The sequence below is a fragment of the Mesorhizobium sp. M0701 genome (genome assembly GCF_040320365.1).
Lineage (GTDB): Bacteria > Pseudomonadota > Alphaproteobacteria > Rhizobiales > Rhizobiaceae > Mesorhizobium.
The window spans coordinates 15,373-39,969 of record NZ_JAMYPO010000052.1; the positions used below are offsets into that span (position 1 = coordinate 15,373).

33 protein-coding genes are annotated in these 24,597 nt (G+C 62.9%); 22 read left to right on the top strand and 11 right to left on the bottom strand.

All coding sequences use genetic code 11. The annotated features are described in order from the left end of the window. Positions 1-29: 29 nt before the first annotated feature. From NKI24_RS31045 to NKI24_RS31060, 4 genes are all read right to left on the bottom strand, one after another. Positions 30-212, bottom strand: coding sequence for a hypothetical protein (locus NKI24_RS31045; protein WP_245274654.1), 183 nt, complete (start codon positions 210-212; stop codon positions 30-32). 223 nt (positions 213-435) lie between these two features. Next, the gene (locus tag NKI24_RS31050) at positions 436-618 is read right to left on the bottom strand and encodes a DUF3606 domain-containing protein (RefSeq protein ID WP_352750265.1); all 183 of its coding nucleotides are present in this window, start codon (positions 616-618) and stop codon (positions 436-438) included. 11 nt (positions 619-629) lie between these two features. Continuing rightward, entirely contained in the window at positions 630-938 is a 309-nt protein-coding gene (locus NKI24_RS31055) for a hypothetical protein (protein WP_352750266.1), read from the bottom strand. Next, entirely contained in the window at positions 935-1,312 is a 378-nt protein-coding gene (locus NKI24_RS31060) for a hypothetical protein (RefSeq protein WP_352750267.1), read from the bottom strand. Before NKI24_RS31060 ends, NKI24_RS31055 begins: the two co-directional genes overlap by 4 nt. On the opposite strand from NKI24_RS31060, the gene NKI24_RS31065 reads away from it, so the two are divergent. Next, the gene (locus NKI24_RS31065) at positions 1,311-1,490 is read left to right on the top strand and encodes a hypothetical protein (protein ID WP_352453701.1); all 180 of its coding nucleotides are present in this window, start codon (positions 1,311-1,313) and stop codon (positions 1,488-1,490) included. The genes NKI24_RS31060 and NKI24_RS31065 overlap by 2 nt on opposite strands. 112 nt (positions 1,491-1,602) lie before the next feature. Then, positions 1,603-2,562, top strand: coding sequence for a prohibitin family protein (locus NKI24_RS31070; RefSeq protein WP_352453702.1), 960 nt, complete (start codon positions 1,603-1,605; stop codon positions 2,560-2,562). 52 nt (positions 2,563-2,614) lie between these two features. On the opposite strand, the gene NKI24_RS31075 is transcribed toward NKI24_RS31070, so the two are convergent. Beyond that, a complete protein-coding gene (locus tag NKI24_RS31075) occupies positions 2,615-3,181 on the bottom strand; it encodes an RBBP9/YdeN family alpha/beta hydrolase (protein WP_352453703.1) in 567 nt (188 codons plus the stop codon). A 112-nt stretch (positions 3,182-3,293) separates the two neighbouring features. Between NKI24_RS31075 and NKI24_RS31080 the strand changes: the two genes are divergently transcribed. Further along, positions 3,294-3,767 (top strand): Lrp/AsnC family transcriptional regulator, encoded by a 474-nt coding sequence (locus NKI24_RS31080; RefSeq protein WP_352453704.1) that lies wholly within the window; start codon positions 3,294-3,296, stop codon positions 3,765-3,767. A gap of 5 nt (positions 3,768-3,772) precedes the next feature. Here NKI24_RS31080 and NKI24_RS31085 read toward each other — a convergent pair whose 3' ends face one another. After that, complete coding sequence (locus tag NKI24_RS31085; RefSeq protein ID WP_352750268.1) at positions 3,773-4,249, bottom strand: Lrp/AsnC family transcriptional regulator; 477 nt, start codon at positions 4,247-4,249, stop codon at positions 3,773-3,775. A 157-nt stretch (positions 4,250-4,406) separates the two neighbouring features. On the opposite strand from NKI24_RS31085, the gene NKI24_RS31090 reads away from it, so the two are divergent. The 3 genes from NKI24_RS31090 to NKI24_RS31100 all read left to right on the top strand — a co-directional run bounded on the left by NKI24_RS31090 (position 4,407) and on the right by NKI24_RS31100 (position 6,542). After that, positions 4,407-5,159, top strand: a complete 753-nt coding sequence (locus tag NKI24_RS31090) for a tryptophan 2,3-dioxygenase family protein (protein ID WP_352678847.1) — start codon at positions 4,407-4,409, stop codon at positions 5,157-5,159. A 298-nt stretch (positions 5,160-5,457) separates the two neighbouring features. After that, positions 5,458-5,889, top strand: a complete 432-nt coding sequence (locus NKI24_RS31095) for a DoxX family protein (protein ID WP_352750269.1) — start codon at positions 5,458-5,460, stop codon at positions 5,887-5,889. A gap of 299 nt (positions 5,890-6,188) precedes the next feature. After that, the gene (locus NKI24_RS31100) at positions 6,189-6,542 is read left to right on the top strand and encodes a hypothetical protein (protein ID WP_352750270.1); all 354 of its coding nucleotides are present in this window, start codon (positions 6,189-6,191) and stop codon (positions 6,540-6,542) included. Positions 6,543-6,613: 71 nt separating this feature from the next. On the opposite strand, the gene NKI24_RS31105 is transcribed toward NKI24_RS31100, so the two are convergent. Both NKI24_RS31105 and NKI24_RS31110 read right to left on the bottom strand, forming a co-directional pair. Further along, on the bottom strand, positions 6,614-6,919 hold the full coding sequence (locus NKI24_RS31105) for a hypothetical protein (RefSeq protein ID WP_352472199.1): 306 nt from the start codon (positions 6,917-6,919) through the stop codon (positions 6,614-6,616). A gap of 714 nt (positions 6,920-7,633) precedes the next feature. Then, positions 7,634-8,452, bottom strand: coding sequence for a methyltransferase domain-containing protein (locus NKI24_RS31110; protein ID WP_352750271.1), 819 nt, complete (start codon positions 8,450-8,452; stop codon positions 7,634-7,636). Positions 8,453-8,826: 374 nt separating this feature from the next. Between NKI24_RS31110 and NKI24_RS31115 the strand changes: the two genes are divergently transcribed. The 10 genes from NKI24_RS31115 (at position 8,827) to NKI24_RS31160 (ending at position 16,559) form a co-directional block, all read left to right on the top strand. Beyond that, positions 8,827-9,231 (top strand): hypothetical protein, encoded by a 405-nt coding sequence (locus tag NKI24_RS31115; protein WP_352750272.1) that lies wholly within the window; start codon positions 8,827-8,829, stop codon positions 9,229-9,231. A gap of 3 nt (positions 9,232-9,234) precedes the next feature. Continuing rightward, the gene (locus NKI24_RS31120) at positions 9,235-9,483 is read left to right on the top strand and encodes a hypothetical protein (protein WP_352750273.1); all 249 of its coding nucleotides are present in this window, start codon (positions 9,235-9,237) and stop codon (positions 9,481-9,483) included. 3 nt (positions 9,484-9,486) lie between these two features. Then, a complete protein-coding gene (locus NKI24_RS31125) occupies positions 9,487-11,301 on the top strand; it encodes a terminase large subunit domain-containing protein (RefSeq protein ID WP_352750274.1) in 1,815 nt (604 codons plus the stop codon). Continuing rightward, positions 11,298-11,891, top strand: coding sequence for a hypothetical protein (locus tag NKI24_RS31130; RefSeq protein ID WP_352750275.1), 594 nt, complete (start codon positions 11,298-11,300; stop codon positions 11,889-11,891). The genes NKI24_RS31125 and NKI24_RS31130 overlap by 4 nt, the downstream gene beginning before the upstream one ends. A 496-nt stretch (positions 11,892-12,387) precedes the next feature. After that, a complete protein-coding gene (locus tag NKI24_RS31135; RefSeq protein ID WP_352750276.1) occupies positions 12,388-13,551 on the top strand; it encodes an acyltransferase family protein in 1,164 nt (387 codons plus the stop codon). Between the two features lie 177 nt (positions 13,552-13,728). Then, complete coding sequence (locus tag NKI24_RS31140; protein ID WP_352750277.1) at positions 13,729-15,213, top strand: portal protein; 1,485 nt, start codon at positions 13,729-13,731, stop codon at positions 15,211-15,213. Between the two features lie 5 nt (positions 15,214-15,218). Then, positions 15,219-15,464 (top strand): hypothetical protein, encoded by a 246-nt coding sequence (locus NKI24_RS31145; RefSeq protein ID WP_352750278.1) that lies wholly within the window; start codon positions 15,219-15,221, stop codon positions 15,462-15,464. Beyond that, a complete protein-coding gene (locus NKI24_RS31150; RefSeq protein ID WP_352750279.1) occupies positions 15,461-15,781 on the top strand; it encodes a Bbp19 family protein in 321 nt (106 codons plus the stop codon). The genes NKI24_RS31145 and NKI24_RS31150 overlap by 4 nt, the downstream gene beginning before the upstream one ends. Positions 15,782-15,965: 184 nt before the next feature. Then, positions 15,966-16,235: a hypothetical protein gene (locus NKI24_RS31155; RefSeq protein ID WP_352453775.1), complete on the top strand. Its 270-nt coding sequence runs from the start codon at positions 15,966-15,968 to the stop codon at positions 16,233-16,235. A 9-nt stretch (positions 16,236-16,244) separates the two neighbouring features. Continuing rightward, positions 16,245-16,559: a hypothetical protein gene (locus NKI24_RS31160; protein ID WP_031211512.1), complete on the top strand. Its 315-nt coding sequence runs from the start codon at positions 16,245-16,247 to the stop codon at positions 16,557-16,559. Positions 16,560-16,782: 223 nt separating this feature from the next. On the opposite strand, the gene NKI24_RS31165 is transcribed toward NKI24_RS31160, so the two are convergent. The 3 genes from NKI24_RS31165 to NKI24_RS31175 all read right to left on the bottom strand — a co-directional run bounded on the left by NKI24_RS31165 (position 16,783) and on the right by NKI24_RS31175 (position 17,889). After that, positions 16,783-17,100 (bottom strand): YMGG-like glycine zipper-containing protein, encoded by a 318-nt coding sequence (locus NKI24_RS31165; protein WP_352453776.1) that lies wholly within the window; start codon positions 17,098-17,100, stop codon positions 16,783-16,785. Positions 17,101-17,294: 194 nt separating this feature from the next. Beyond that, entirely contained in the window at positions 17,295-17,696 is a 402-nt protein-coding gene (locus NKI24_RS31170; RefSeq protein ID WP_352453777.1) for a type II toxin-antitoxin system HicB family antitoxin, read from the bottom strand. Between the two features lie 4 nt (positions 17,697-17,700). After that, complete coding sequence (locus tag NKI24_RS31175) at positions 17,701-17,889, bottom strand: type II toxin-antitoxin system HicA family toxin (protein WP_352750280.1); 189 nt, start codon at positions 17,887-17,889, stop codon at positions 17,701-17,703. A gap of 110 nt (positions 17,890-17,999) precedes the next feature. On the opposite strand from NKI24_RS31175, the gene NKI24_RS31180 reads away from it, so the two are divergent. The 6 genes from NKI24_RS31180 to NKI24_RS31205 all read left to right on the top strand — a co-directional run bounded on the left by NKI24_RS31180 (position 18,000) and on the right by NKI24_RS31205 (position 24,496). Continuing rightward, positions 18,000-18,572 (top strand): hypothetical protein, encoded by a 573-nt coding sequence (locus tag NKI24_RS31180; RefSeq protein ID WP_352453779.1) that lies wholly within the window; start codon positions 18,000-18,002, stop codon positions 18,570-18,572. A 217-nt stretch (positions 18,573-18,789) separates the two neighbouring features. Next, positions 18,790-19,701: a hypothetical protein gene (locus tag NKI24_RS31185; protein ID WP_352750281.1), complete on the top strand. Its 912-nt coding sequence runs from the start codon at positions 18,790-18,792 to the stop codon at positions 19,699-19,701. 23 nt (positions 19,702-19,724) lie between these two features. Beyond that, entirely contained in the window at positions 19,725-20,714 is a 990-nt protein-coding gene (locus NKI24_RS31190) for a Coat protein (protein WP_352749432.1), read from the top strand. Between the two features lie 209 nt (positions 20,715-20,923). Then, positions 20,924-21,169: a hypothetical protein gene (locus tag NKI24_RS31195; protein WP_352750282.1), complete on the top strand. Its 246-nt coding sequence runs from the start codon at positions 20,924-20,926 to the stop codon at positions 21,167-21,169. Positions 21,170-21,455: 286 nt separating this feature from the next. After that, entirely contained in the window at positions 21,456-22,046 is a 591-nt protein-coding gene (locus tag NKI24_RS31200; protein ID WP_352750283.1) for a phage connector family protein, read from the top strand. Then, on the top strand, positions 22,043-24,496 hold the full coding sequence (locus tag NKI24_RS31205; RefSeq protein ID WP_352750284.1) for a phage tail protein: 2,454 nt from the start codon (positions 22,043-22,045) through the stop codon (positions 24,494-24,496). The genes NKI24_RS31200 and NKI24_RS31205 overlap by 4 nt, the downstream gene beginning before the upstream one ends. Positions 24,497-24,597 lie beyond the last annotated feature (101 nt).

Here is a 24,597-nt window from a genome sequence, read left to right on the forward strand (position 1 = left end):
CCTGGGCAGGCCTGAGACGCACGCGCTTCTCAGGAGGCCCGGCTCTGCCGCGTCTCGGAACGGCTCGTCTCGTTGAGCAGCCGGCAGAGCGAAACCGCTTCACGACGGCTCAGGCCGATCAGCGCGATTTCCGAAAATTGCGCCGGCAGATCGTGAACGATGTCCCACACCATCCAACGGCCGTTCGGCTCCATGACACATTCGTAGCGCAATAATTGTTCCTGCATCCGACCCCCGGCTTTGCTCACCGGACTGGTACAGCGTCGAGGTAAATGAGTTGTTGCGCTGCGCGAGTATTCCGCGGCCGTCAAAACCAGGCGTTGAATCCCCACAGGGGCGAACCCGACAGGTCACGGCTGACGGTGCCGATACTCTCGACAAGGCGGCAGGGCAGGGACGCTTCCGGCGTGAACGGCGGCCGCCGCCAGAATTGGATCAGGCGTTGCGGCTCGCCATATGCGCGTCGAGCTTCCTCCTCGAGGGGCCGTAACGCTTGATGATGGTCGCGGCCTCGCTTTGCGGTATGCCGTGTTTGCGGGCAAAGGCAGCGACCTCGTAAGGCTCTTCGCCTGAGACCAGTTTGCGATCCTGCTTGGTCTTGGATTTGTCGTCGGCCATGGCGTCCTCCATCACATCTGGTCGTTATAGGGCTCCTTGGTCCGGCCGACCATCCTGGCCAGTTCGGCAAAGGACGGTACGCCGGTTTCACCCTGGGCATTGTTGGCCGCCTGCAGCAGCCTGAGCGGAAAGCAGACGGCGTCGCGGTTGGATGGCGACATGTCTTCATAGAGACGCTCGTCGCTGGTCGTCGCCGCCTCGGCCCGGCGCAACGCCATGTCGACCTCGTCGACCGACAGCAGGCCCTTGTGGACCAGCGCGTTGTTGACGGCCGCGATCGCCATCATCAATCCTTCGAGCTGGAGATTGGCGACGTTCATCGTCTTGCGTCCTTGCCGGGCTTCTTGGCGGTGGCCTGGCCGTCTGGCCGGATCGCTGCGCGCGGCGGGTTCTGGCCCTCCGAATGCAGGGTCCTGTCGTCGAAATCGTCAGCCGGCCTGGTCAATCCCATGCCGCCGGGAGGTGGCTTGTTGCCGGCCGCATCCTGCGAAAATTCGTCGGCCGCGTCGGGGCTCGTCTTTGCCGGATATTTCCTCGCTCCGGTCTCGTAGCGGTTCGGGTCGTCGGCCATGTCCTGTGCTCCGGTTGCAATGAGCAGATAACTTTCAGGCGGCGGCAGCGGTTCCGTGGCGAAATCGACCTTGCCGGTGCGCAAGCCTTCGCAATCTGTCGGGTTTCGTGCATTCTTGTGCATGGCAACGATGCTTCGCTCCGACGCGCCAGCAAAATGCTGCTCCTACTGCGGCGGGCGCGACCACGACTACGAGGATTGCCCGAAGCGCAAAACCGATGCCGAACGGCAGAAGGACACGCCAGGCAACGCCTACCAGCCTGGCGCTGCGGCTGGAGGGGAAATCCGCCAGCCGGCCTGAACCACCCCGCCGGTCCGGCCGGCTGGCGCGAAGGTCCTTCCATATCCAGAGGATTGCAATGCCGCCACTATTGTGGGCAAAGCAGCACGGGCAATCAGGTTGGGGTGGGGTGATGACCGAAACGCAAGGCAATTCAAGCCGTCCGCAGGGCAAGCCGGGGATGGCATCGGGGTCGATCGGTTCCGGCCTGATCGCACTCGTCATCGTGGCGCTCGGCGTCTTTGCGCTGTTTGGATCCTGGTACACGATCGATCAGGGCGACCGCGGCGTGCTCTTGACCAACGGAGCGCTGAGTTCGGTCGTTGATCCCGGACTGCATTTCAAGCTGCCGTGGCTGCAGCGCGTCGAGAAGATCAGCCTGCGCCAGCAGGTGCTCAAATGGGGCTGCGAGAACCAGAACGATTGCAGCGGCCTGCCGGCCATGCAGGCCTATTCGCGCGACCAGCAGCCGGCCGACATGCGCGTCACCGTCAATTTCCACGTGCCGGCCGCCGAAGTCAGCAACGTCTACACCAATTACGGGTCGATCGAAGCGCTAGCCGACCGTGTCATTGCCAGGAAAGCACCGCAGGAGATCAAGACGGTGTTCGGCCAGTACGACGCGGTGTCGGTTATCCAGAACCGGGCGAAGTTCAACAAGGACGTCGCCGAGGCCATCGCGGCGGTAACCGACGGGCCGGTGATGATCGACAGCGTGCAGGTCGAGAACATCGACTTCTCCGATGCCTACGAGCAGGCGGTCGAAGCCAGGATGACGGCGCAGGTCGAGGTGCAGAAGCAGGAACAGAACCTGCAGCAGGAAAAGATCAAGGCCGATATCGCCGTCACCCAGGCCAAGGGCCGCGCTGACAGCGTCAAGGCCGAAGCCGAGGCCAGCGCCTACAAGACCAGGGTCGAAGGCGATGCGACCGCGGGCGCCATCAAGGCTCGCGCCGCCGCAATCGCCAACAATCCGCTGCTGGTCGAACTGACCAAGGCGGAGAGATGGAACGGCGAATTGCCGAAGTCGATGATCCCGGGCTCGACGGTACCGTTCCTCGAACTCAGCACGCCTGCCGCGACATCGAACTGAGGCGCGGCGCAAACCAGATCAGGGCGGCGGCGCGATAACCGTCCTGGTGCGGTTACGGCTGAAGCACGGCGCCTCGGGCGATTGCCTGCGTTTGACTTAGAAAAGCTGTCAGCAGCTCCATTCCCGCCGGCCAGTCGCCGAGCCCGCTGTCGCCATTGATGTGGCCAAGCGGTCCGGCGATATGGAGATCGCTGCCCCATCGCTCGGATTTCGCCCTGGCATAGTCCAGCGAGCCGTAGGGATCGTTGGTGCTCGCGACAATCAGCGACGGAAAGCGAAGCCGTTGTTGCGGTGCGTCGGCGAAGGCCCGGGCGGAGGAGGGGAAGGCCGGCGACGCAGGGTCCGGAACCGCGACCAGCAACGCGCCGGCGATAGAGCGGGGGGAGATCCGCTGCCAGTGTACGACGAGCAGACAGCCGAGGCTATGGGCGACGAGCACCGGCGGTGTCCTTGCCTGGCATACAGCGGTTTCCAGCGCAGCCACCCAGTCGTCGAGGTCCGGCGCGTCCCAACTCGCCGGGTTGAACCGCCGCATCGCCGGGTTTGCCTGCTGCCAACGTGTCTGCCAGTGGGCTTTGCCCGATCCGCCGATGCCCGGCACAATGATGAAGTCGGTCATGCGAAGCCCTTCTTTCCTGATGCAGCGCGTGCAATTCTAGGTCTTCTCCTAGGTGGCGGAATGAGAGATCATCGGAAAGCAGCGACGAAATCCGATGGATTAAAGGGCGATCATGCGGAACGGCGATTATCGGCCAAGGCTCGACCCCACCGATCTGGCGATCATTGAGATCATGCAGGAGGATGGTCGCATCGGCATCTCCGAGCTTGGCCGCCGCGTCGGACTGTCCCAGCCCGCCACCTCGGAACGGGTGAAGCGGCTGGAGGAGCGCGGCGTCATCACCGGTTACAAGGCGGTGATCAATTCGGCAGCGCTCGGGCTCGGCACCATGGCGGTCATCCGCCTGCGCACCACGCATGAGCATATCCAGGCCTGCCTGAAGAAGTTCGCCCAATTGCCGGAGGTGGTCGAGGTGCTGCGGGTGACCGGCGAGGATTGTTTTCTGGTCAAGGTCGTGGTCCCGTCACCGCCCGATCTTGAAAGCATCGTCGACAGCATCGGCCACTACGGCACGGTGACGACAAATGTGGTTCTGCGCGCCGAGCAACCGAAGCGGCTGGGACGCGAATTGATGACCAGGGCCTGACCGGTCTATCGCCTGGCCGGCGTATGCCCGACGGCATTGGCGAACGAGATGCCGCCCTTGATCTCGCGCATCGCCATCGAGGTGATCGTGCGCCGCACGCCGGGCAGCCGGCTGAGCTCCTCGCGCAGCATCCTGTCGAGCGCCATCATGTCGACGGTGACGATCTGCAGGAGATAGTCGGCCTCGCCAGTCGTGGCGTGGCAGCGGCGGATCAGCGGATGCTTTTTGACCGCCGCCTCGAAGGCGTCCGACAGTTCGAAATCGATCGACACCTGGATGAAGGCTTCGATGCCGAAGCCGAGCTTGGCCGGGTCGATCCGGGTCGAGTAGCCGCGGATGACGCCGGCGTCCTCAAGCGCCTTGACCCGCTTCCAGCACGGCGTCTTGCTCAAGCCGACCTCATCGGCGAGCGCGGCAAAGGAGATACGGGCCTCGCGTTCGAGCGCCGCGACGATCTTCCGGTCGACCGCATCCAGCATCATTCGTTCTTCCAATCTGCTTCAGCGACAATTTTCGTCCTTCGCTTCCCGCCAATCGAATAACAGAAAGGGACAATGTTCGGCAAGAAAGCGATTAGACTCGGGGGACCGGGATCCAACAAGCGCCTGCGGCCCAACGGCCGGGGCAAGGAGCATGGCCATGGACAAGCAGGACTATTATGCCCGCATCGAAACGCCTGAGATGCGCGACTATGGCGTCTACCTCAAATGCGACAGGCTGCTTGCCTGCCAGAAGCCGCTGGCCGAGATGGTGAATGCCGACGAGTTGCAGTTCCAGATCGTGCACCAGGTCGAGGAGCTGTGGATGAAGCTCATCGCCTACACGCTGGTCGATGTCGTTGATTTCCTGGAAAAGCAGGACACGCATCGCATCGTCACGCTGATGGCGCGCGTGCACCGGCTGATGCGGCTGATGACGGCGCAGCTCGACCTGCTCGAAACCATGTCGCCCAAGGAATACCAGCAGATCCGGCTGCAGCTCGGCAATGGCAGCGGCCAGGAATCGCCGGGCTTCAAGCAGCTGCTGCGCCTGCCGCCCGATCTGTGGCGGGCCTTCAAGGCGTCATACCTCGACGACCGCGGCCTTTCGGTCGAGGATGTCTACGATACCGGCTACGATCACGGCGACAGCTATGTCGTTGCCGAAGCGCTGATCGAGTTCGACGAGCTGTTCCAGAAATTCCGTGCCAACCACCTCTATCTCATCCACCGCACGATCGGCCTCGGCGCAAAATCGCTGAAGGGCCGGCCGGTCGAATTGCTGGAAGCCGGCGCCCGCCACCGCTTCTTCCCGGAACTCTGGGACATACGCTGGGCGATGACCGACCGCTGGGGCAGCCAGTATGGAACGGTACGGGAGCCGATCAGCAAGCCGGGGGTCAAGGTGGGGTAGTTCCAGGCTTGGGTTCCTCGCCCCGCGCGAAGCGGGGGGAGAGGTGGCCGCCCACGGGTCTTGCCTTCGGCAAGCCCGAGGACAGGCTCCGCGGCCGGCGAGGGGCCTTTTCTTTGCCGGCGCCTCTCCGTCGCGGCTTCGCCGCGCCACCTCTCCCCCATGAATGGGGGCGAGGAACCCTGGTCTTGCGAGGCCCGCTACGCGCTTGTATCCTGCAGGTTTTTCGGGGGATGATGTCGGGCTTGCGGCTGGTGGTGCGTCCTTGGGGCACAACCAACGTAACTCTTGGGAGGACATCATGACCTTGGAAACCGCTCAATCAACCGTTCAGTCGCCGTGGCAGACCGCAGCAATCCTTATCGCCCGCCTGATCTTCGCCGCCGTCTTCCTGATGGCCGTGATCTTCAAATTCATCGATATCAGCGCCACCGCCGGCTATATCGCGGCGGCCGGGTTTCCGTTCCCGCTCTTTCTGGCCTGGTGCGCAGCCCTGCTCGAGGTCGTCCTCGTCCTATGCTTCCTGACTGGCGCCTTCTTCTCCTGGGCAGCACTCGTCGCCGGCGCCTATGTGCTGTTCCTCGGCATTGCCTTCCACGGGCCGTCGCACTGGGCCGGCAACCAGGCCGAGTTCGGCTTCTTCGTCGATCACTTCACCTTCCTGGCCGGGCTGCTGTTTGCCGCCGTGCACGGGCCGGGCAGGGTCCTGGCGCTGAGGCTTGGCAGGGGGTGATCCCCAATCTCGGAGGCGGCGTTCTCGTAAAGGCGCTCAGAAGGGTGGCTGCGACAATGGCGGTCGGGTCTATGACCGCGACCAGGGCCAGATCGGCAGCACGATCCGCACCAGCATCGTCGTGACGATCGAGAGCGGCCGCGTACCGTCATTCCGGCCATCCGCAGGTCGCGCGCAATAAAAGCGACAGCTAAAGTACGAGCGTTCGAGGTTTATGCTTTTTGTAGATGCGCCTGCATTCCCTCTGTACTTCCAACTTTCGGCGGGTTAAGCAAGACACGGGTCTTGAGGGGGAATTCATGAACATCGCCACGCGTTTTGCTGCCGCCATGATTGGCACGTCTCTGCTTGCCGGCTGCACTACCTTGACCGAAGGCGAATTCAACACGATGCATACCACGCTTGAAGGCAGCCCTGTCACCAAGCGCGTGGCGATCAACGAATGCATTGCACGCGAGAGGTCCACGCCGCTCAACGAAAGAAAGACTTACGCAGCAATCATGAATGTCAGTGTCGCAAAATACGACAGCGCCTTTTGTAGCCGGCTCTTTAATGCCGTTGCTAATGGCAGGCTGACTTACGCGGACTACCGCAGGCTTTCCTCGCCGGGGGCCGACAGCAGCAAGTTGATCAAGATCCTGCAGGGCCGCTAGCAGGCGCCGCCAGCAGTCTTGCGACCCCGCCGCGGCAAGCCGTTGTCGCGGCGTCAGTTATGATCGCCGCGTCACATCTGGTCGTTGTAAGGTTCCTTGATCTGACCGACCATGCGTGCCAGTTTCGAGAAGGACGGCATGTCCGTCTCCGGCTGACATTGATTGGCCAACTCCAGCAGTCGGATCGGGAAGTTGACGGCGTCGCGGCTCGACGCCGACATGCCTTCGGACCTTTCCTCGTTGGTCTCGCTGGCTTCGGCCTTGCGCAAGGCGATGTCTATCTCCTCGACGGAGACCACGCCCTTGCGGACCAGGACCTGATTGATCGATGCGATGGCCATCAGCAGGCCTTCGAGTTGCAGATTGGCGACGTTCATGATGATTTTTGCTCCCATTGGCTACGGGTCAAACGCGCGAATGCCTGTTCTGATCCGCGGCTGCGGCTGCTCGTCGGCCGGTGAGATGCCTCGGCAAATGGAGAAAGCGCCAATTGCCGACGCTGCGTTCGCGCCCACAAAGTGGCTGGCGGGCAACGCGAGGCGCCGAAGAGAATTCGGATTTTTTGTCGCCGTGCCACATTTTGTTCTTGCTTTGTGCCGGCAGCTATGCTACTAATCTGGATATGGTGCTAATTGGCTCCAACGACCCGCCCACAGAGGCGGGTTTTGTTTTCAGGCTTCTTTTCGATCGAACGTTGCTTGTGTTGCCGGCTTTAAGTCGGCGGGACAGCGCCCGGGACAGTACCCCCCTCTGGCCTGCCGGCCATCTCCCCCTCAAGTGGGGAGATTGGCGGTTTCGGCGCTGCGCTCATCCTGCAACGCTGGAGATTGGCGAAAGCCGGCGCGAAAGCCGATCTCCCCCCAAGTGGGGGAGATGTCCGGCAGGACAGAGAGGGGCGCGAAGGAATGCAGCCTAGCGGTCTTCTTGGAAGGTCAATCGGGAGGCGGACAAGGCGAGGCGCTGAACGGAATTCGCATTTTTCTGCCGCCATGCCACATTTTGTTCTTGCTTTGTGCTGGCAGCTATGCTACTAATCTGGGTATGGTGCCAATTGGCTCCAACGACCCGCCCGCCGAGGCGGGTTTTTTGTTTCAGGCCGGTTTGGAGACGATCACGGCGAGCGAGGCGAGCTTTCCGTCACTCAGGCTTCGGATGTAGTTGCGGCGGCGCTGCAGGAATTCCGCGCCCATGACGACTTCATTTGCCTGCTGCTGCGCCGGCGAGGGCACGATGCCGGAATTGGCTCTCTTCAGCGCCAACTCAACATGTTCGCCGGTTTCGTCGACGACCTCGTCGATGCGAAATCCGGCATCGACAAACAGGGTTTTCAATTTTTCCCGATCGGCGAGGTGGCTGGTCGCCGCAGAAACCGCCCAGGGCATGGGATAGTAGGGCTCGCCGCCGGCGAGCACGGCTTCGGTCCAGATCAGCCTGCCTCGCGGTTTCAGCACGCGCCAGGCCTCGTCGATAACCGCGGCCTTGTTCTCGATGTTCATGCCGACATAGAAGCAGATCGCCGCATCGAAGGTGCTGTCGCCAAAAGGCAGTTTCGTCGCGTCGGCCTGATGGAAGCGAACCTTGTCTGCCAGTCCGCTGAGTGCGGTCAGTCGGCTCGACGCGGCGACAAAGGCTGGTGTCAGGTCGATGCCGTCGACCTGGCAGCCATAGGTCGAGGCCAGAAACCTTGCCGGCCCGCCAATGCCGCTGCCGATATCCAGGATCCGATCTGTCGGCGAAGGAGCAAGACGGGCCGCATGCTCCCGCGTGGCGATCAGTTCGCGGCCATGGAGCTGATCGAACGGATAGAGTTGCGCGGCCGCGAGTTTTCCGGCCGGGTCGGCGTCCGGGATCGCGGCCAATATGCGATCGACGATGCCGTCGCTGCCGTAGTGACTGGTGACATTGCCCATGACGCGTTCCCCTCAAGCGCAACCACCATCCCATCAACGCAAGTCTCACGCAATGCCCGCCTTTTTCGCCCCTCCTTCCAGCCGTTCACCGACGAGGGTGCGAGGTCGTCAGTGCATTTTTCTTCCACCGCGCCACATTTTGTTCTTGCTTTGTGCCGGCAGCTATGCTACTAATCTGGGTATGGTGCCAATTGGCTCCAACGACCCGCCCGCCGAGGCGGGTTTTTCATTTCGGGCTCCTGTTCGACCGAATGTTGCGTGTGCTGCCGAGGTATGTCGGCGCGAATGAACGCGACCGACTATCCCGGTCCGCAACCACCTATCGTCCATAGATTTCCCAACGCGCCCGTGCGCCCACCCCAGAGAACATCCCCATGTCCAACCGTTACGCCACCATCATCACCGACGATGACGGCCGCGAGGCCGTCAGCGCCATTGGCGAGTTCGCCGGCGCCGCACGCTATGCCCGCCATGGCCGCTTCGAGCAGGTCGCCGCCGGCGTGCGGATCGGCATGGTGCGTGGCGGTACCGTCGATGCGGTCGGCGGCTTCGGCTTCCCGTCGGGAGCACTCGACGACAAGGCGGTGGCAATTCTCAGGGCAAGGCTGAATGCCTTGCCCGACGCCGGTGCGATGAAGCCCGGCACGACGACTGATGCGAAACCGGCAAGCCAGCTGCGGAAGCCGAAGTCGGCACGGGCCGGCAAGAAGGCCAAGCCGCGCAGGCGCATCGTGCGGCCAGGCAACAAGAAGCCGATGTCCGCCGGGACGGCGGAGTAGGGCATGGCCAAGGCTCCTTCCGCCGGCGATCCGCAGCCGCACGATCAAGCACCCGGCAAGCCCGGCCGAACCAGGCGGGCGAAGAAGACGCTGGTCGACGGCTTTCTCGAAGCGATCCGCGCCGATTTTCGCGCCCATGGCGCCGGCGTCATCGCCGAGGTGCGCGCCGAAAAGCCCGATCAGTATCTGAAGCTCGTCCTGTCGGTGCTGCCAAGGATCTTAATGTCAACATCAACAAGCTGGATGCATTGAGCGATGGCGAAATCAGGCAGCGCATCCGCGGCCTCGAAGCCGTCCTTAGGCCGTTCCTCGAGAAGCCGGGCTTCGCAAAAGGCCTCGCACAGCCGGGCGGCAAGGACGGAATATCTCAGCCTGCTGGCGGAGCTGGACCGCAGGCGCCGCACTAACCAGCTTGCCGCCTATCGGCCCTATCCCCGGCAGGCCGAGTTCCATGCAGCCGGCGCCACCAATCGCGAGCGCCTGTTCATGGCCGGCAACCAGCTCGGCAAGACCAGGGCCGGCGGCGCCGAATGGGCGATGCATCTCACCGGCCGCTATCCCGACTGGTGGCAAGGCAAGGTTTTCGATTGTCCGGTTCGGATGTGGGCGGCCGGCGTCACCGGCGAAAGCACGCGCGACAACCCGCAGCGCATCCTGATCGGCCCGCCGCAGCAGCAGGCGGCCTGGGGCACCGGCATGATCCCGGCCGACGCGATCCTCAGCACGATGGCGGGGCGGGCGCCGGGCGCGCTCGACAGCGTCGTGGTGCGCTGGGGCGGCGGTGGCGACGTCCAGGCCGGCGAATCGGTGCTGTCGTTCAAGAGCTACGAGAAGGGCCGCGAGAAATGGCAGGGCGAAACACTGCACGGCGTCTGGTTCGACGAGGAACCGCCGCTCGACATCTATTCCGAAGGGCTGACCCGCACCAACGCCACCGGCGGCATCACCATCGTCACCTTCACGCCGCTGCTCGGCATGTCGGACGTGGTGCTGCTGTTCTTGTCGGCAGGGAGGTGTGAGGGATGGGGAAGGGCTAGCATTGCAGAACTTGGGTTCCTCGCCCCACAAAGTGGGGAGAGGTGGCCGCGCAGCGGCCGGAGAGGGGACTTTGGCAAGCACCAGACGCTGGCTCCCTCGATTGTTGTCTGCACAGGTCGGCGCAATTCCCCTCTCCGTCTCGGCTTCGCCGAGCCACCTCTCCCCACTCCGTGGGGCGAGGAACCCAAGCTTTTGACCGACCGCGTCATATTCTTTGCCGGACAACATCAACCGTCCGGCGCCTGCCACCACGATTCAATGCCGCGAGGGCGCACAATGACCCGCCACGTCACCTTCATGACCATCGACGATGCCGAACATTATACGCCGCAGCAGCGCGCCGAGATCGTTGCCGCCTATCCGGCGCATGAGCGGGAAGCCAGGGCAAAAGGCATTCCGGTGCTGGGCTCCGGCCGCATCTTTCCAGTGACCGAGGAGCTGATCGCCTGCGAGCCGTTCCCGCCGCCGCGCTATTGGCCGCGGCTCGGCGCGCTCGATTTCGGCTGGGACCATCCGTCGGCCGCCGTCGAACTTGCCTGGGATACCGAGGCCGATGTCGTCTATGTCACAAAGGCCTGCCGAGCTTCGCAGCAGACGCCGGCCATGCAGGCGCTGACGTTGAAACCATGGGGCGAATGGCTGCCCTGGGCATGGCCGCGCGACGGCCGCCGCGAGACGCTGGAAGGTGCCGGCACCGCACTTGCCAGGCAATATTCCGCGCACGGGCTGAACATGCTCGCCGGCCATGCGCAGTTCGCCGACGGTTCGGTATCGGTCGAGGCCGGGCTGATGGAGATGCTCGCCCGGATGCAGAGCGGCCGCTTCAAGGTGTTCTCGACGCTTTTGCCGTGGTTCGAGGAGTTCCGGCTCTATCACCGCAGGGACGGCCAGGTGGTGAAGCTGCGTGACGATTTGATGGCGGCGACCCGCTACGGCGTGATGATGCTGAGGGAAGCGGTGGTCGACCCGGCGGTGTTCAAGGCCGCGCGGCGGAAGGCGGGGCAGAGCGATCCGCTGGGGGCATTTCGGTGACCCTCCGCATCATTCCCGCCACGCTGCGCGATCTCTCCTACATCGCCGCCAACCTCCGGCCCGAGGACCGGGCCGAGATCGATTGCCAGTTCGACGACTGGTCGCCGGCGCTGCTGGCGCTGACGGCGCTGCAGGGTTTTGCCTACGTCGCCGAGCTAAACGGCAATCCGGAGGCCGGCTTTGGCGCTGCCGAACAGCGGAGCGGACTTTGGATCGCCTGGAGCTGGGGCACGCGTCGCATGAGGCGCTGCGTGCCTGGGATTACGGAATTCTTTCATGCCGTGCTCGGGCCTGAAGTTGCCGCGCGCGGCGCCTGGCGGGTCGAGGCCCGCGCCTTGGCCGCCAATGATTTGGCGCTGCGCTGGCTAGGCCGGCTCGGCGCGACGCAACGCTGCCGCCTGCCGGGCTATGGCCGGAACGGCGAGGATTATCTGCTCTACGACTGGACAAGAGCCTCTCACTTCGGAGAAAACCATGTGCCTTTTTCAAAAGCCGCCGGCGCTGAGGTCGTTGCCGCCGACACCGACCATTGCCGACAAGGACGTGCAGGCGCGCGAAGCAGCGTTGCGGGCCCAGCTTGCGGCCAATGACGGCACCGCCGGAACCGTGAAGACCGATTTGTCGCCCAGTGAGCTCACCGGCCAGCGCCGCGTGCTGCTGGGGGTGTGACATGGGCGCCATGAGACGAGTGTTCCGCAACCGGGTGCTGGCGTGGTGGTACTGGCGCCGGCACGCGCGGTTGGTGAAGAAGAGAGGCGGGAGCTTGCCTGCCGGGATCGCGTAAGCCGCGATCCTTCGCGCCCCCCTCTGTCCTGCCGGACATCTCCCCCTCAAGTGGGGAGATTGGCTGCCATTACGGTCTTCGCCAATTTTCGAGGGGTGCAGAAAAGGCGCTGTCCTTCAAGCTGCCAATCTCCCCACTTGAGGGGGAGATGTCCGGCAGGACAGAGGGGGTGTTCAAGTGCATGCCTCTACAATTGCCCTGCGGTGTTCCGCGTTTTCCGTAACAGCCCTGCGCAAATCGTGGTTGACATTCCTCCCTCAGCCGCCATGCTGCATTGCAACATGGCAATCGAGGAGTTCGGCATGACAGAAGCCCGGTCATCGCGCATCGAGTGCCTGGACGGGCTTCGGGCGCTTGCCGCGATCTGGGTGCTCATCGGGCACTGCTTGTTGTTGACCGGCTGGCAGATTCCTATTCTTGGCGAACCGGATCTCGGCGTCGATCTGTTCATCATGCTGTCCGGCTTCCTGATGGTGTTCCACTACCAGCTGCGCCAGGACAAGGAGCCCTGGCAAAGGCCGGAAACCTGGCTGAAATTCTGGACCCGCCGCTATTTCAGGATAGCGCCGCTGTTCTACATCATGCTGTTCGTTGCCCTGGCGCTTGGCCCCTATCTCTACGGGTCGAGAATGGTCATCGACGAGTTCCTGCTGCGGTCGCCGCAGGCGCCCGAGCGTTATCTCGACAGCGGCCTGAAGAATATCGGCGCCCATCTGCTGTTCCTGTTCGGCCTGGTGCCGAATTTCGCCTATCGCACGCCGCTGCCCGACTGGAGCCTCGGGCTGGAGATGCAGTTCTACGCACTGTTTCCGGCCATCATGCTGCTGGTGCGCAGGCTTGACTGGCTATGGGCGGCCATCCTGACCGCGACGATCGGCAGCGCGATGGTGTTCTTGATGGGGCAGTTGTCGGTGCATTTTCCGATGCCGTCGTTCCTGCCGCTGAAGATGCAGATTTTCCTCTGCGGGATGCTGCTGGCGGGCGTCGTCCATCAAAGGCAGAAGCGGCCCTTCGTGCATCTGGCATTGGCCATGCTGCTGGCGGCGCTGCCCTTCGGCGGCGGCTATGGGCTTGGCAAGCTGTTGATGCGCGAAGTGCTTGTACTGGGGTTCTTTGCCCTGGTTCTCTACCGCATGCTGCCGGGAATGATGGGCATCGTGGCCAGAAAGATCGCCATGACGCTCGCCAACAGGTTCTTTCATTTGATGGGTGAGCTTTCCTTCAGCATCTATTTGATCCATCTGCTGGTTCTCCAGCCGGTGGCGGCTCTGGTCATCACCCAGTTCGGCCACGAATTGTCGTCGCCGCTGCGCTTTGCGATCGTCACCGTCGTCGTCTTGCCGGTGGTGTGCCTGCTGTCCTGGATCACCTATACGCTGATCGAAGTGCCCGGCCAGAAGATGGGCCGTTTCGTGGTGCAGCGCTTTGGGCGCAAAGCCGCGCTGGAGACGACGCCGGCGGAATAAGGCGCTGCCGATCTCCCCCCTTGAGGGGGAGATGTCGCCGAAGGCGACAGAGGGGGTCGCCGATCCACGCGAGACGACCCCCTCTGTCCTACCGGACATCTCCCCCTCAAGTGGGGAGATCGGCAGTTTCGGCGTTCCCGCCATTTTTTCAATCGAATTTATCAAGCGAGGCTGACCATGAGCGATTCCCGTGCTCGCGATATCCTGTCGCGACAGGCTGAACTGGAGAGCGAGCGCAGCCAGTACGAGCATGTCTGGGAGGCGGTGTCCGAATTCTGCGATCCCGACGCGCCCGACATGTGGAGTGGCCGCCGCCAGGCCGGCTTCGATTCGCAGGCTGAGCGGCAGGAGCGGCGCGGTGCGCGGGTCTATGCCAATACCATCAACTCGGCCGCCAACCGGCTGGCCGCGGGGCTGGAGAGCCTGATCATTCCGCAGTCGGAGAAATGGCATGGGCTGTCGACTGCGGCCATCAACGACGAGGAGACCGACGAGGAAAAGGAATGGGCGGAAGCGCTGCGCGACTTCCTGTTCTCGCTGCGCTATTCCGCCAATTCCAATTTCGTGCCGGCAACGCAGGCTTGCCTGCGCAATGTCGTGCGCTACGGCCCGGCCTATCTCTATGCCGAGGAAGGTTTTGGCGGCACGCTGATCCGCTATGCCTCGATCCCAGTGGTCGAAGGCTATCTCTCACGCAACCGCTGGGGCCAGGTCGATATTTTCCACCGCCGCTACGAGCGCACGGCAAGACAGGCGGCGCAACTGCTCGGCTATGACAGACTGCCGGCGCGGATCAAGATTCTGGTCGACGACCCCGCCAAATGCGAGACCAAGATCTCGCTGATCCAGTGCATCCAGCCGCGCGACGAGCGCAAGATGTACAGTCTGAGCGGCTCCTACCAGTATCTCGATACCGCGTTCGCTTCCTATCATGTGATCGAGGACGAGGAGGCGATCGTCAGGGAAAGCGGTTTTCGCTCGTTCCCGGTGTCGTGCTTCAACTGGCGCCGCTACGAGGGCGATCCGTACGGCATCTCGCCGACCATCGAGGCGCTGACGACGGTGCGCGAGGAGAACGCGGTGCGGCGCTCCGGCCTGCGCGCGCTGCAGCAGATCACCGATCCGGCGACCGCCTCCAAGGCTCGGCTCGACTATGTGCCGGTGCTCAATCCCGGCGAGAACTATCCCGGCCTCATCGACGATGCCGGCCGGCCGCTGATCGCGCCGATCGCCACCGGCCAGAACCCGACCTATGCCTTCAATTATGCCGACAGCCGGGCCGAGGAGATCCGCGACATGATGTTCGTCAATCTGTTCCAGACGCTGGTGCAGAACCCGCAGATGACGGCGACCGAGGCCTTGATCCGGCAGGAGGAGAAGGGCGCGCTGCTCGGGCCGTCCGGTTCGATCATCCAGGCCGGCTTTGCCTCTAATCTCGACCGCGAGCTGGGCATTCTCGAGGACAAGGGACTTTACGAGGAAGATAGCCGCTTCCTGCCGCCGGCGAGCCTCGCCGGCAAGACGTTGCGGCCGACCTTCACCGGCCCGCTCGACGTGCTGCGCCGCTCGGCCGAAGCACGCGACACCATCCAGGTTGTCACCACCGCCATGCAGATGGCGCAGTTCGATCCCGGCGTGATGGACACGGCGACGAGGCGCTGAAGATCGTGCAGGGCGCCGGCCGCAGTCCGCAGCGCATCTTTCGCCGCCAGGACGAGGTGGCGGGCATTCGCGATGCCCGCGCCAAGGCTCAAGCTGAACAGGCCGGCATGGCGGCGATGGCTGCCGCCGGCAAGGTCGCCAGGGATGCCGTGCCGGCGGCAGTGCAGGCGCGCGACAGCGGCCTGCTCGACGGGCTCGGCGGACTGATGCCGCAGGCTGCGCAAGATGCTTCGGGCGGGCATGGCGCATGAGCGGCAAACGCTTCGCCCATTCCAGCCAGGCCGGCGGCCCGGCCAAGGCGCGGGATGCCCTGGCCAAGGCCTATCTCAGGGTGTTCTCGGGCCAGGACGGCGAAATGGTGCTGGCCGACCTGGCGGCCGCAACCGGCTATTACCGCCGCCCATCCTATGGCGAGTGGCTGGCCAAGACCAAGACGCCGAACGGCTTCGAGCTGCACAGCGCGCTGAGCAACGCGCGGGCCGAAGTGGTGCAGCATATTATGGGGTTTTTGACGCTGGACGATGCGCAGTTGGCTGCGCTGGAGAAGGCGGCGAGGCTGGAGGCGTAGGGTGCGGGGAGCACTGACCTTGCGGAGGCCATGACCCACTTCGGCTGATCATTGTGCAAGTTTACGAACCCGGTGTAATGCAACTCGTCCCTAGATCCCAACATGATGCTGGGACTATCTTCCAGAAGACGCTGCACCCGAATCGCCGAGGCGGATTTTCTTTGTGGGGAGAATAATCAAGTTATTGGATATCGTTGGACGGCTGTCAGATTTTGACGAAGAGGATACAATTTATGTGTCGGAGCGTTGGACCGAGGGTTCAGATGCAATGGTTGCGACCGAGCCGGAAGAGGGATTGGTGCCAGCGGAGGCAGCCAAAGCGGGCCTGACATACTTTATCGAGATATTCATTGCGATCGAAATTACCGAGGCCTGGGTTGCGTCGTTGAAGGAAAAGCCCAGCCTGTCGGCCATCTGTGAAAGGCTCATTTATTACGCCGAAAATGATGCGTAGGAAGTAAAAATGTCGACTGACCCACGTTATGATGGACAGCCGCTGCTTAGGCTACTGGAGCTTTATGTGCTCTGGGCCATCGGAGAACTTTCTCAGGAGTCGGAGGATGGCTTGAAAAAGATGGGCCCCAAACTGCAATCTATCTATGGCGGCGATGGACAATGGCATGACGCAATAGCCCAGTCTATGCACATGCCTGAGGGAATGCCGGCAGCAATCCGGGATATGTGGGCAAGGAACCTCAAAATCGCCCGCGACAATGATGTAACTCTCACACCGCAGAAATTTGCGGAGATGTTCGTGGACGAAAATTTCGTGGGTTGAACGTTCTTGTGATTGGAATTGCGAATTGAGGTGATGATGCCCCTAATTCTGCCCTGCCGTACACCCGGCTTGGCCTGACAGATCGTCCCTTAAAGGGCGTCGCGTATCGACGCGCCTTTAGGTCTTTGTTCATCCATGTCGTTGTCCCAGAACCGCTGCAAACTTTTGGGCGACATGCACTAGCCGCTGAAGCTGGCTCCACCGCGCCAACCGCATTCTACGATCAATAATCGCCGTTGTAGTACCGGTCGTCGCAGGGGGCGGTGTAGATGCGGCCGCTGGTGCGATCCTGATAGCGGCAAAGCTGTTCGCTGCGCGGCTGCGGCGTGGTGGCGTTGCCGACGACGGCGCCCAGCAAGGCGCCGGCTCCGGCACCGATGACCGTGCTCTTGGTGTTGCCGCCGATCGCCTGGCCGGCAAGCGCGCCGGCGCCGGCGCCGAGCAGCGCACCGGTGCTGGTTCTCTGCTGTGCTTCGGTCTGCGCGCAGCCTGCCAATGCGGCAGTCACCAGCATGGCGGCAATGGCTCTGGACATGGTCATCGTCTGGTACTCCCTTGAAACCTATGAGCTAATACACGGGCCGATTTTGCCAAGTACGGTCGCATTTGCGGCGGAACATAGGCACCGTGCCTCACGAAATAAGACATGGTTGTTTTTGTCTGACGGCCTGATCCGCAAAGAAAGTAACCGAACAAGACCCAAAGAGCTTCATCTCCAGTCGACCTTCGAGAGCGCTACGCTGCCTCGATCTGCATTACCTTTTTCGCCGCAGCGGCCAGAAATCCGGATCGGCTGTAGCCGTGGCGCTCCGCATATCGGTCAATCTGATCGAGGACATCTTCCGGAATGGTGACATTGACACGCACGACCTTCGCAGCTTCAGCTTTCAAGGGAACCAGGATGGCGACACCGCTCAGATTGTCCTTGTCCGACATCACTTCCTCGAGGGAGGACGGCTCGGGAATGGCTTCGCCATCCTCGACCAGCCCCTCGACATGAAAGGCCAGTGCTTCCCCGGCCATGGCGCGGGCATCATCCAGGCTGACGCCAGCTGTCACCAGGCCCGGAAAATCGGGAAAGGAGACGCCGAAGTCGCTGTCCGCTTGCTTGTGGATCAATCCGATATAGTTCCGCATTTCTCTACCTCAGCTTCACGCCGGATTGTTTTTCAATACTCTTGAGAGTGCCGATCGGGATGTCGCGCTTGGGATGCGGAACTGTCAGCCGGCCCGGCCTGGATTTGTGCTTGAACTGGGCGTGACTTCCTTTTCGAGCCACTTCGTACCAGCCATCCGCCAACAGCCTGTGGATGACATCGGCGCTCTTCATGTTGTGTATAGATACACATAACTGATCCAAATGTCCATGAGCTTTTGCCGCTGTTGCGTGCGGCGGCCCAGCCGCCCCCGTTTTCAATCCCGCAAGAATGGAGATACCAAATGACCCGAGGTCTTGCCCGGACGCTTTCGCGTGCCGCCGCCAGAGAAGCCGGCCTTGCCCCACCCAGGGCAGGGCTGATAGCCAGGACGACCGGACAGGGCGGCGCCTACCGCACCGTCTTTTCGTTCAATGCCATGCCGGTGCCGGTCACCGATGCGCAGGGCTTTGCCAGCCAGAAGCTCTTCGACTTTCTCGATGGCAAGGTCCGCGTCAAGGGCGGCACGGCAAGACTGCAGTTCGCCGTGCTGACGCCGCGCGCCTCGACCGTCAACGACAATGCCGCGCTGACCTGGTCGCTCGGCTCGACGGCAGCATCGAGCGCGGTGCTTGCCGGCACCATGGTCAATGTGCTGGGCGCGACCGGCCGTACGCTGGATGGCGCGGGTGCCGCGCCGTCGAGCGCATCGATTGCCGATGTTGCCGCAGCCTTGACGCTCGACGGCACCGTGACGCCGGTCGACCTCTATCTCAACCTGGCGTTTGCCACCGGCACCGATATCGACGCCGACGGCACGCTGGCGGTGTCGGGCACCATCACGCTGCTCTGGGAGAACTGGGGCGATAATGCGTAGGCGCTAATCTCCCCCCTTGAGGGGGAGATGTTGCCGAAGGCGACAGAGGGGGTCGGTTCGACCGGGCGCGACGCCCGGCGACAGATGAGGTCGGCGCTCCACGCGCCGCTACCTCCTCTGGCCTGCCGGCCATCTCCCCCTCGAGGGGGGAGATACCAAGCTTCGCCGCCAGTGCTCTCATCACCGGCCTTAATTCTGCAACAAAAGGAATCTTCTCATGACAGATCTGGCAGACGACGCCGGGTCCGTGGTGGCGGCGCCACCGGCGGGCAACCTTGCACGGCCACCGGCCAACGGGGACAACGGGTCCGCCCCGCCTGCGGCCACAAGCTGGTTTGACGGTCTCTCCGAAGGCAACCGCAAGCTTGCTGAAACCAAGGGCTGGACCAAGCCTGACAGCCTCGATCGGGTTTTCAACTCCTATGCGGAGCTGGAGCGGCAGCAGGGCGAGAGCCTGCGCGTTCCGGCAGCCGATGCAGCCGCGGAAGACTGGGACAGGTTCCATGCCCGGCTGCCCGAGGCGATGCGTCCGCTGACCTCGCCCGACAAGGTCGAGTACCGGCGCCCCCACGGGCTCCCCGAAAACTTCGCCTATTCGGACGAGCTCGCCAATGCGTCCAAGGCCTGGGCGGTCGAGGCAGGTGCTACCCCGAAGGTCGCACAGGCCTATCACGACCGCTTCGTCGGCTACATGGCCGAGCAGGCCAAGGCACAGCAGATCGCCCTTGCCCGCTCGGTCGAGACGACGCATGACGACCTCGTCAGGGATTGGGGACCGACCGGCAGCGATGGCTTTCGCCAGAAGCTCGAGGTCGCCAACCGGGCGATGAAAAAGCTCGGACTGGTCAATGCCTACAAGGCGAAGGGCATCCTTCTGCCGGACGGTGCCTTGACCGACCCGCAGATCGCCAAGGCGTTCCACGCCATAGGCGAGGCGATGTTCCGCGAAGACACGATCGACGGCAATGCTGTCTTGAGCGGAGGCAATCCCTTCAAGCGCAATGCCGCCGGCGAGCGCAACCTGACTGGCATCTCAGCCTTGGTCAAAAGCGACCCCGCCCGCGCCCGGCGGCTGGCACGCGAGGCCGGCGAAAATCCCGACCTGTGGATGCCCAACAATCCTCTTTAACCCAAACCTGAAGGAAGACAAAAATGGCAGACGCCTATACCCGTATCGCGGACGCGATCGTTCCCTCCGTCTATGCGCAATACTCGTTCGAGGAGCACGTCCAGTCGCTGGAGATTTACCAGGCCGGGATCCTGTTTTCCGACCCGTCGATCGCCTCGAAGCTCAGCCTGGGCGGACGTTCCGTCGACATGCCCGGCTGGAAGGACCTCGGCAACGATCCGTCCGAGCCGGTCAACGACGACCCGGCCGACTCGATCGAGATGAAGAAGATCGGCGCGCGCCGCGAAGTCGCGGCCCGCAATGTGCGTGCGCAGGCCTGGGGCATCCCGGACCTGACCTCGATCCTTGCCGGCGACGATCCGCAGAAGCTTGTCGTGCGCCGCCAGACCGACTACTGGCAGCGCGCCAACAAGCTGACGCTGCTGGGCATACTGAAAGGCGTGCTGGCCGACAACATCGCCAATGACGGCAGTGATCTGGTGCGCGTCACCGGCGCCTCCATCGTCGACACCGACATCATCGAGGCCGCCTACCTGATGGGCGACCGCGCCGACAAGTTCAAGACGATCTGGATGCATTCGAAACAGATGAAGGCGCTGAAGCTCGCCGACCTCATCGACTATGTGCCGTCGTCCGAGCAGGGCGGGCCGCTGATCCCCTATTACATGGGGCTCAGGGCCGTCGTCGACGACGACATTCCGGTTGCCGGCGGCGTCTACACGGCGTTCATGTTCAAGGACAAGGCGATCCTTTGGAACGAGCTGCCGGTCAACACCGAAGGCGGGCCGCTCGAGTTCGACCGCAAGCCGCGGCAGGGCCATGGCGGTGGTGTCACCGAAATGGTCGGCCGCCGGCATTTCGTGCCGCATGTGCCGGGCACCCGCTTTCTCGACGCGTCCTCGGCCGGCGAATTCGCTACCGATGCCGAGCTGGCACTCGCGGCAAACTGGGACCGCACGGCGTCGAGCGTCAAGCACATGACGTTCATCGCGCTGAAGACGACCGAGGCCTGATCGGGCGAAGGGGCGGGCATCAGACGTCCCGCCCCTTCTGGACGCCAGGTCGGCCACCGTGGCGAACCGCAAGTTCAACCGCTGCGCTGCGTCGGAGTGATCTGAATTTGGCGTTCGCTACAACATTCATGTTGCCTTTCGCTCAATCGACGGCACCAAACAGTTACAAGAAAGGGCGATGCTGCCTTGTCTTGGTAAGGGAGGTCACCATGAACATGAAGTACAAAACAGTTCAGGAAGTGCTCCGAAAAGCGGGCATTGTCATGAGCAAGAAGGGGGAAGTTCATCGCATAAACTTCTTCAGCGGCCTGGAAGACACCGCCTACTACACGCCAAGTCTTCAGGACGCCCTGGACAGGGGCTTGGCTTTGGCGGGAGGTGCCGGAAGGGTGAAAGCAAGCGTCTTTGCCAAGTCAGCTGAAACAGGGATCTCGACCGGCGCATGCATCGGCTGACACAATTCAGGCAAGACATCGCCGCGTTGCGCGGCGGTGTCGTGAAACTGCAACAACCGAAGCTTTGCCGTCTTCCTTGCTTCGAACGGAAAAGAGGCGGATCACGCAGCGCCTGCCACCCGCTTCCTGACGGGCGGTTGGCGTCGTGACGTTCGATGCACGAGACGTGCAACGTTCCGCCCAAGCCAAAATCACAAGAAATCCCAGCCGCTTCGAAGCGGCTTTTTGCCGTGGAGGCACCATGCCCCGTTTTCCCCGACCAATCACACAGCCGGAGGCCTGAGCCATGGCCATCACCCCGCTCGACATCGCCAACATGGCGCTCGCCGTGCTCGACGAGGCGCCGATCGACAGCCTCGACCAGGACGCCAAGGCGGCACGCCTGCTCAATCTGCATTTCGACCTGACCCGCGAGGCCGAATTGACCAAGCACGCCTTTGTCTTCGCCATCCTGGCGGCCTCGGTCGCCGGCTTCGACACCGGCAGCGGCGCCGGCACGCTGAACTTCGCCTATGAGCTTCCCGCCGATTGCCTGCGGCCCTTGCCGCTGACAGGGAATGGCGAGCCGGATGGCGTGCCGCTCTCATGGCGGCAGGAGGCCGGGTTGGTCTATTCCGATCAGGCCGGGCCGCGCATCATCCGCTATGTCGCCAACCTGACAGACCCCAACGACTGGGACGCGCTATTCAGCGAAGTGCTGGTGGCGGCGCTCGCCATCAAGATCGCCCATCCGTTGACCCACAAGTCCGGCATGATCGACGTCGCACACAGCGCCTATGATAGGGCGCTGGATGCAGCCTACTCGGCCAATGCCATCCAGCGCGGCGGCAGATTTTCGACGACGTCCTGGGCTTTCCAGCGCGGCGTCGGCCGATGACCACGCTCTATCCGATCCAGGATGCTTTCATCCGCGGTGAGATTTCTCCCCGCTTGCATGCTCGTGCCTCGCTCGAGCTCTACCGGGCGGCGCTGTCCAAATGCACCAATTTCGTCACGCTGCCGCATGGCGGTATCAGGAAGCGTGGCGGCACCTATTTTTGCGCGCAGGTGAAGGCTCCGTCAAAGGCGACACGGCTGATCCCGTTCATCTTCTCGGCTGATCAGGCCTATGCGCTCGAATTCGGCGATCTCTACATCCGCGTCTATGCCTATGGCGCGCGCGTCGGCACGGTCGAAGTCGTTTCGCCTTATCCCGAGGCCGATCTCTTCGACCTGCAATTCGTCCAGTCGGCAGACCAGATGTGGATCACCCATAAGGATCATCCGGTCAAAGTGCTGACGCGCACCGCGCACACGACCTGGACGCTGGCCGATTTCGTCTTTCTCGACGGCCCTTACGACAAGATCAACACGACCGCCACGACGCTAACGCCGGCCGCAACCGGCAACGCCATGCCGGTCATGGTCGCGAATACGCTGCCAAGCGGCACGGTCAGCAACAGCAACGGCTCATCCGACGTGTGGCAGGTGTTCGATGGCGACAAGCAGAAGGGGGAGAACATAGCGGGCTTTCCGAGCGGGTATCTGCGCTACCAGTTCGGCGGCGGGGCCAAGACGGTCGACGCCTACTGGATTACCGCCACGAATGATCACTCAGACACTGCATCGCCGACCCAGTGGCAATTCCAGGCCTCGCACAACGGCACCGACTGGACGACGCTCGACAGCCGGGACGGAGAGACCGGCTGGTCCAAGTCGGAAACCCGCTTCTTCGACGGCTTCAACAACACGGTTGCCTACGAATATTATCAGCTGCTGTTTTCAGGTGGCGGCAGCGACGGAACCGCTATCGCCGAACTGGCCCTGCACGAATACGCGCCGTCGCAAACGCCGTTCGATCTTTCGGCCTCCTCGATCGTCGGCATCAACGACGGCATCGGCTTCCAGACCAGCGATATCGGCCGTGCCATTCGTCTGCTTGCCGCGGATGGCTTCTGGCGCTGGGCCAAGATCGTTGCCCGGACCAGCACGACGGTGGTCACGGTCCAGTTGTACGGGCATGCTCTGCCCGATCTCAGCCCGATCATTCGCTGGCGTCTCGGCACGTTCGTGCCCGGCAAGTATGTGCAGAGCGGTTCGCTTTACGAGGAGCGCCTGGCGTTCAGCCGAAAATTCTCGGTCTATGCCTCGCAAACCGGCGATTTCGACAACTTCGCCACCGGTGAGAAAGACACCGACGCGCTGGAATTCGTGCAGGCAGGTGGCGGCCAGGCCAACGACATTACGTGGGTGGCGGAATCGGACGGCGCGCTGATCATCGGAACGCTTGGCGGGGTGAGGGCGCTGTCGGGTTCCGGCATCGACGAGGCGCTGACGCCGTCCTCGTTCAAGAACCGCCGGTCGCGGACTTTCGGTTGTGCCCCGCTGCGTCCCGTCGATGCGGGGCAGTCGTTCCTCTATGTCACCCGCTCCCGCAAATCGATCGCCGAGCTGACGCAAAACGCCACCGGCCGCTTCACCTCCGACGATGTCGGTCAAATATCGGAGCACATTCCCAAGAAAGGCGTCGTCGAACTCGCCTTCCAGACCGACCCCGACCCGCTGCTGTGGTTCCCGCTCGGGGATGGCGAACTCGGCGGCTACACGCACCAGCCGTCGCAGGACGTTCGCGGCATGCACATCCACCAGATCGCCGGAAGCTTCGCAGGATCGAACTGGGCCGTTGTCGAAAGCGCCGTGGTGACGCCCGGCCAGGACGGCAACGACGATCTCTGGCTGATCGTCAAACGCACGATCGGCGGCGTGACCAGGCGCTATATCGAAATAAAGACCGCGCCGTTCGAGTATGGCGGGATCGGCGATGCATTCGAAGTCGACTGCGGCCTGACCTATTCGGGCGCCGCTGTGGGCACGGTCTCAGGGCTTGATCATCTCAACGGCGAAACAGCCGACGTCCTGGCCGATGGCAAGGTCTACAAGGGCCTTGCTGTGGCCGCTGGCGCGGTCTCGCTGCCCGGTGGGGCTACGGCAGCCAAATGGCAGGTCGGGCTCGGCTACCAGTCCGAAGCCAACACGCTGGAGCTCGATGTCGGCGGCCGCGACGGATCGATCGTCGGGCGGCGCAAGAAGGTGGCCAAGCTCATTCTTTCGCTGCTGGAAACCGACACAACCGGGCTTCAGGTCCAGTCGTTCATCCGCGGCCGCTGGGAGCAGGTTCGCATCCCGTCCGTGGTCGCACCCGACGGCATGGCGAAATTGTTCACCGGCAATGTCGAGGTGCCGATCGACGATAGCTGGGAAGGGCAGGGCCGGGTGAAGATCCGCCACGTCAATCCAACGCCCTGCACGATCAGGGCGATGACGCCGGTGTTCGACGCCGAGCCTTAGGAACTGCTGATCTCCCCCCCCTCGAGGGCAGGGGAATCGCATATGGCGATTTTGGGGTTGAGTTTAGGCTGAGAAAGGATTCTTTGGAGAGGCAGTTGAGC

Bases quoted from the DNA above. Each gene is read 5' to 3' on its own strand.
- NKI24_RS31180 (WP_352453779.1), top strand. From the start codon at position 18,000: ATGACCCGAGGTCTTGCCCGGACGCTTTCGCGTGCCGCCGCCAGAGAA.
- NKI24_RS31090 (WP_352678847.1), top strand. From the start codon at position 4,407: ATGGACAAGCAGGACTATTATGCCCGCATCGAAACGCCTGAGATGCGC.
- NKI24_RS31140 (WP_352750277.1), top strand. From the start codon at position 13,729: ATGAGCGATTCCCGTGCTCGCGATATCCTGTCGCGACAGGCTGAACTG.
- NKI24_RS31100 (WP_352750270.1), top strand. From the start codon at position 6,189: ATGAACATCGCCACGCGTTTTGCTGCCGCCATGATTGGCACGTCTCTG.
- NKI24_RS31085 (WP_352750268.1), bottom strand. From the start codon at position 4,249: ATGATGCTGGATGCGGTCGACCGGAAGATCGTCGCGGCGCTCGAACGC.
- NKI24_RS31115 (WP_352750272.1), top strand. From the start codon at position 8,827: ATGTCCAACCGTTACGCCACCATCATCACCGACGATGACGGCCGCGAG.
- NKI24_RS31160 (WP_031211512.1), top strand. From the start codon at position 16,245: ATGTCGACTGACCCACGTTATGATGGACAGCCGCTGCTTAGGCTACTG.
- NKI24_RS31095 (WP_352750269.1), top strand. From the start codon at position 5,458: ATGACCTTGGAAACCGCTCAATCAACCGTTCAGTCGCCGTGGCAGACC.
- NKI24_RS31150 (WP_352750279.1), top strand. From the start codon at position 15,461: ATGAGCGGCAAACGCTTCGCCCATTCCAGCCAGGCCGGCGGCCCGGCC.
- NKI24_RS31070 (WP_352453702.1), top strand. From the start codon at position 1,603: ATGACCGAAACGCAAGGCAATTCAAGCCGTCCGCAGGGCAAGCCGGGG.
- NKI24_RS31080 (WP_352453704.1), top strand. From the start codon at position 3,294: ATGCGGAACGGCGATTATCGGCCAAGGCTCGACCCCACCGATCTGGCG.
- NKI24_RS31165 (WP_352453776.1), bottom strand. From the start codon at position 17,100: ATGACCATGTCCAGAGCCATTGCCGCCATGCTGGTGACTGCCGCATTG.
- NKI24_RS31195 (WP_352750282.1), top strand. From the start codon at position 20,924: ATGAACATGAAGTACAAAACAGTTCAGGAAGTGCTCCGAAAAGCGGGC.
- NKI24_RS31055 (WP_352750266.1), bottom strand. From the start codon at position 938: ATGAACGTCGCCAATCTCCAGCTCGAAGGATTGATGATGGCGATCGCG.
- NKI24_RS31205 (WP_352750284.1), top strand. From the start codon at position 22,043: ATGACCACGCTCTATCCGATCCAGGATGCTTTCATCCGCGGTGAGATT.
- NKI24_RS31060 (WP_352750267.1), bottom strand. From the start codon at position 1,312: ATGCACAAGAATGCACGAAACCCGACAGATTGCGAAGGCTTGCGCACC.
- NKI24_RS31190 (WP_352749432.1), top strand. From the start codon at position 19,725: ATGGCAGACGCCTATACCCGTATCGCGGACGCGATCGTTCCCTCCGTC.
- NKI24_RS31170 (WP_352453777.1), bottom strand. From the start codon at position 17,696: ATGCGGAACTATATCGGATTGATCCACAAGCAAGCGGACAGCGACTTC.
- NKI24_RS31185 (WP_352750281.1), top strand. From the start codon at position 18,790: ATGACAGATCTGGCAGACGACGCCGGGTCCGTGGTGGCGGCGCCACCG.
- NKI24_RS31065 (WP_352453701.1), top strand. From the start codon at position 1,311: ATGGCAACGATGCTTCGCTCCGACGCGCCAGCAAAATGCTGCTCCTAC.
- NKI24_RS31200 (WP_352750283.1), top strand. From the start codon at position 21,456: ATGGCCATCACCCCGCTCGACATCGCCAACATGGCGCTCGCCGTGCTC.
- NKI24_RS31175 (WP_352750280.1), bottom strand. From the start codon at position 17,889: ATGAAGAGCGCCGATGTCATCCACAGGCTGTTGGCGGATGGCTGGTAC.
- NKI24_RS31110 (WP_352750271.1), bottom strand. From the start codon at position 8,452: ATGGGCAATGTCACCAGTCACTACGGCAGCGACGGCATCGTCGATCGC.
- NKI24_RS31050 (WP_352750265.1), bottom strand. From the start codon at position 618: ATGGCCGACGACAAATCCAAGACCAAGCAGGATCGCAAACTGGTCTCA.
- NKI24_RS31120 (WP_352750273.1), top strand. From the start codon at position 9,235: ATGGCCAAGGCTCCTTCCGCCGGCGATCCGCAGCCGCACGATCAAGCA.
- NKI24_RS31135 (WP_352750276.1), top strand. From the start codon at position 12,388: ATGACAGAAGCCCGGTCATCGCGCATCGAGTGCCTGGACGGGCTTCGG.
- NKI24_RS31125 (WP_352750274.1), top strand. From the start codon at position 9,487: ATGGCGAAATCAGGCAGCGCATCCGCGGCCTCGAAGCCGTCCTTAGGC.
- NKI24_RS31105 (WP_352472199.1), bottom strand. From the start codon at position 6,919: ATGAACGTCGCCAATCTGCAACTCGAAGGCCTGCTGATGGCCATCGCA.
- NKI24_RS31075 (WP_352453703.1), bottom strand. From the start codon at position 3,181: ATGACCGACTTCATCATTGTGCCGGGCATCGGCGGATCGGGCAAAGCC.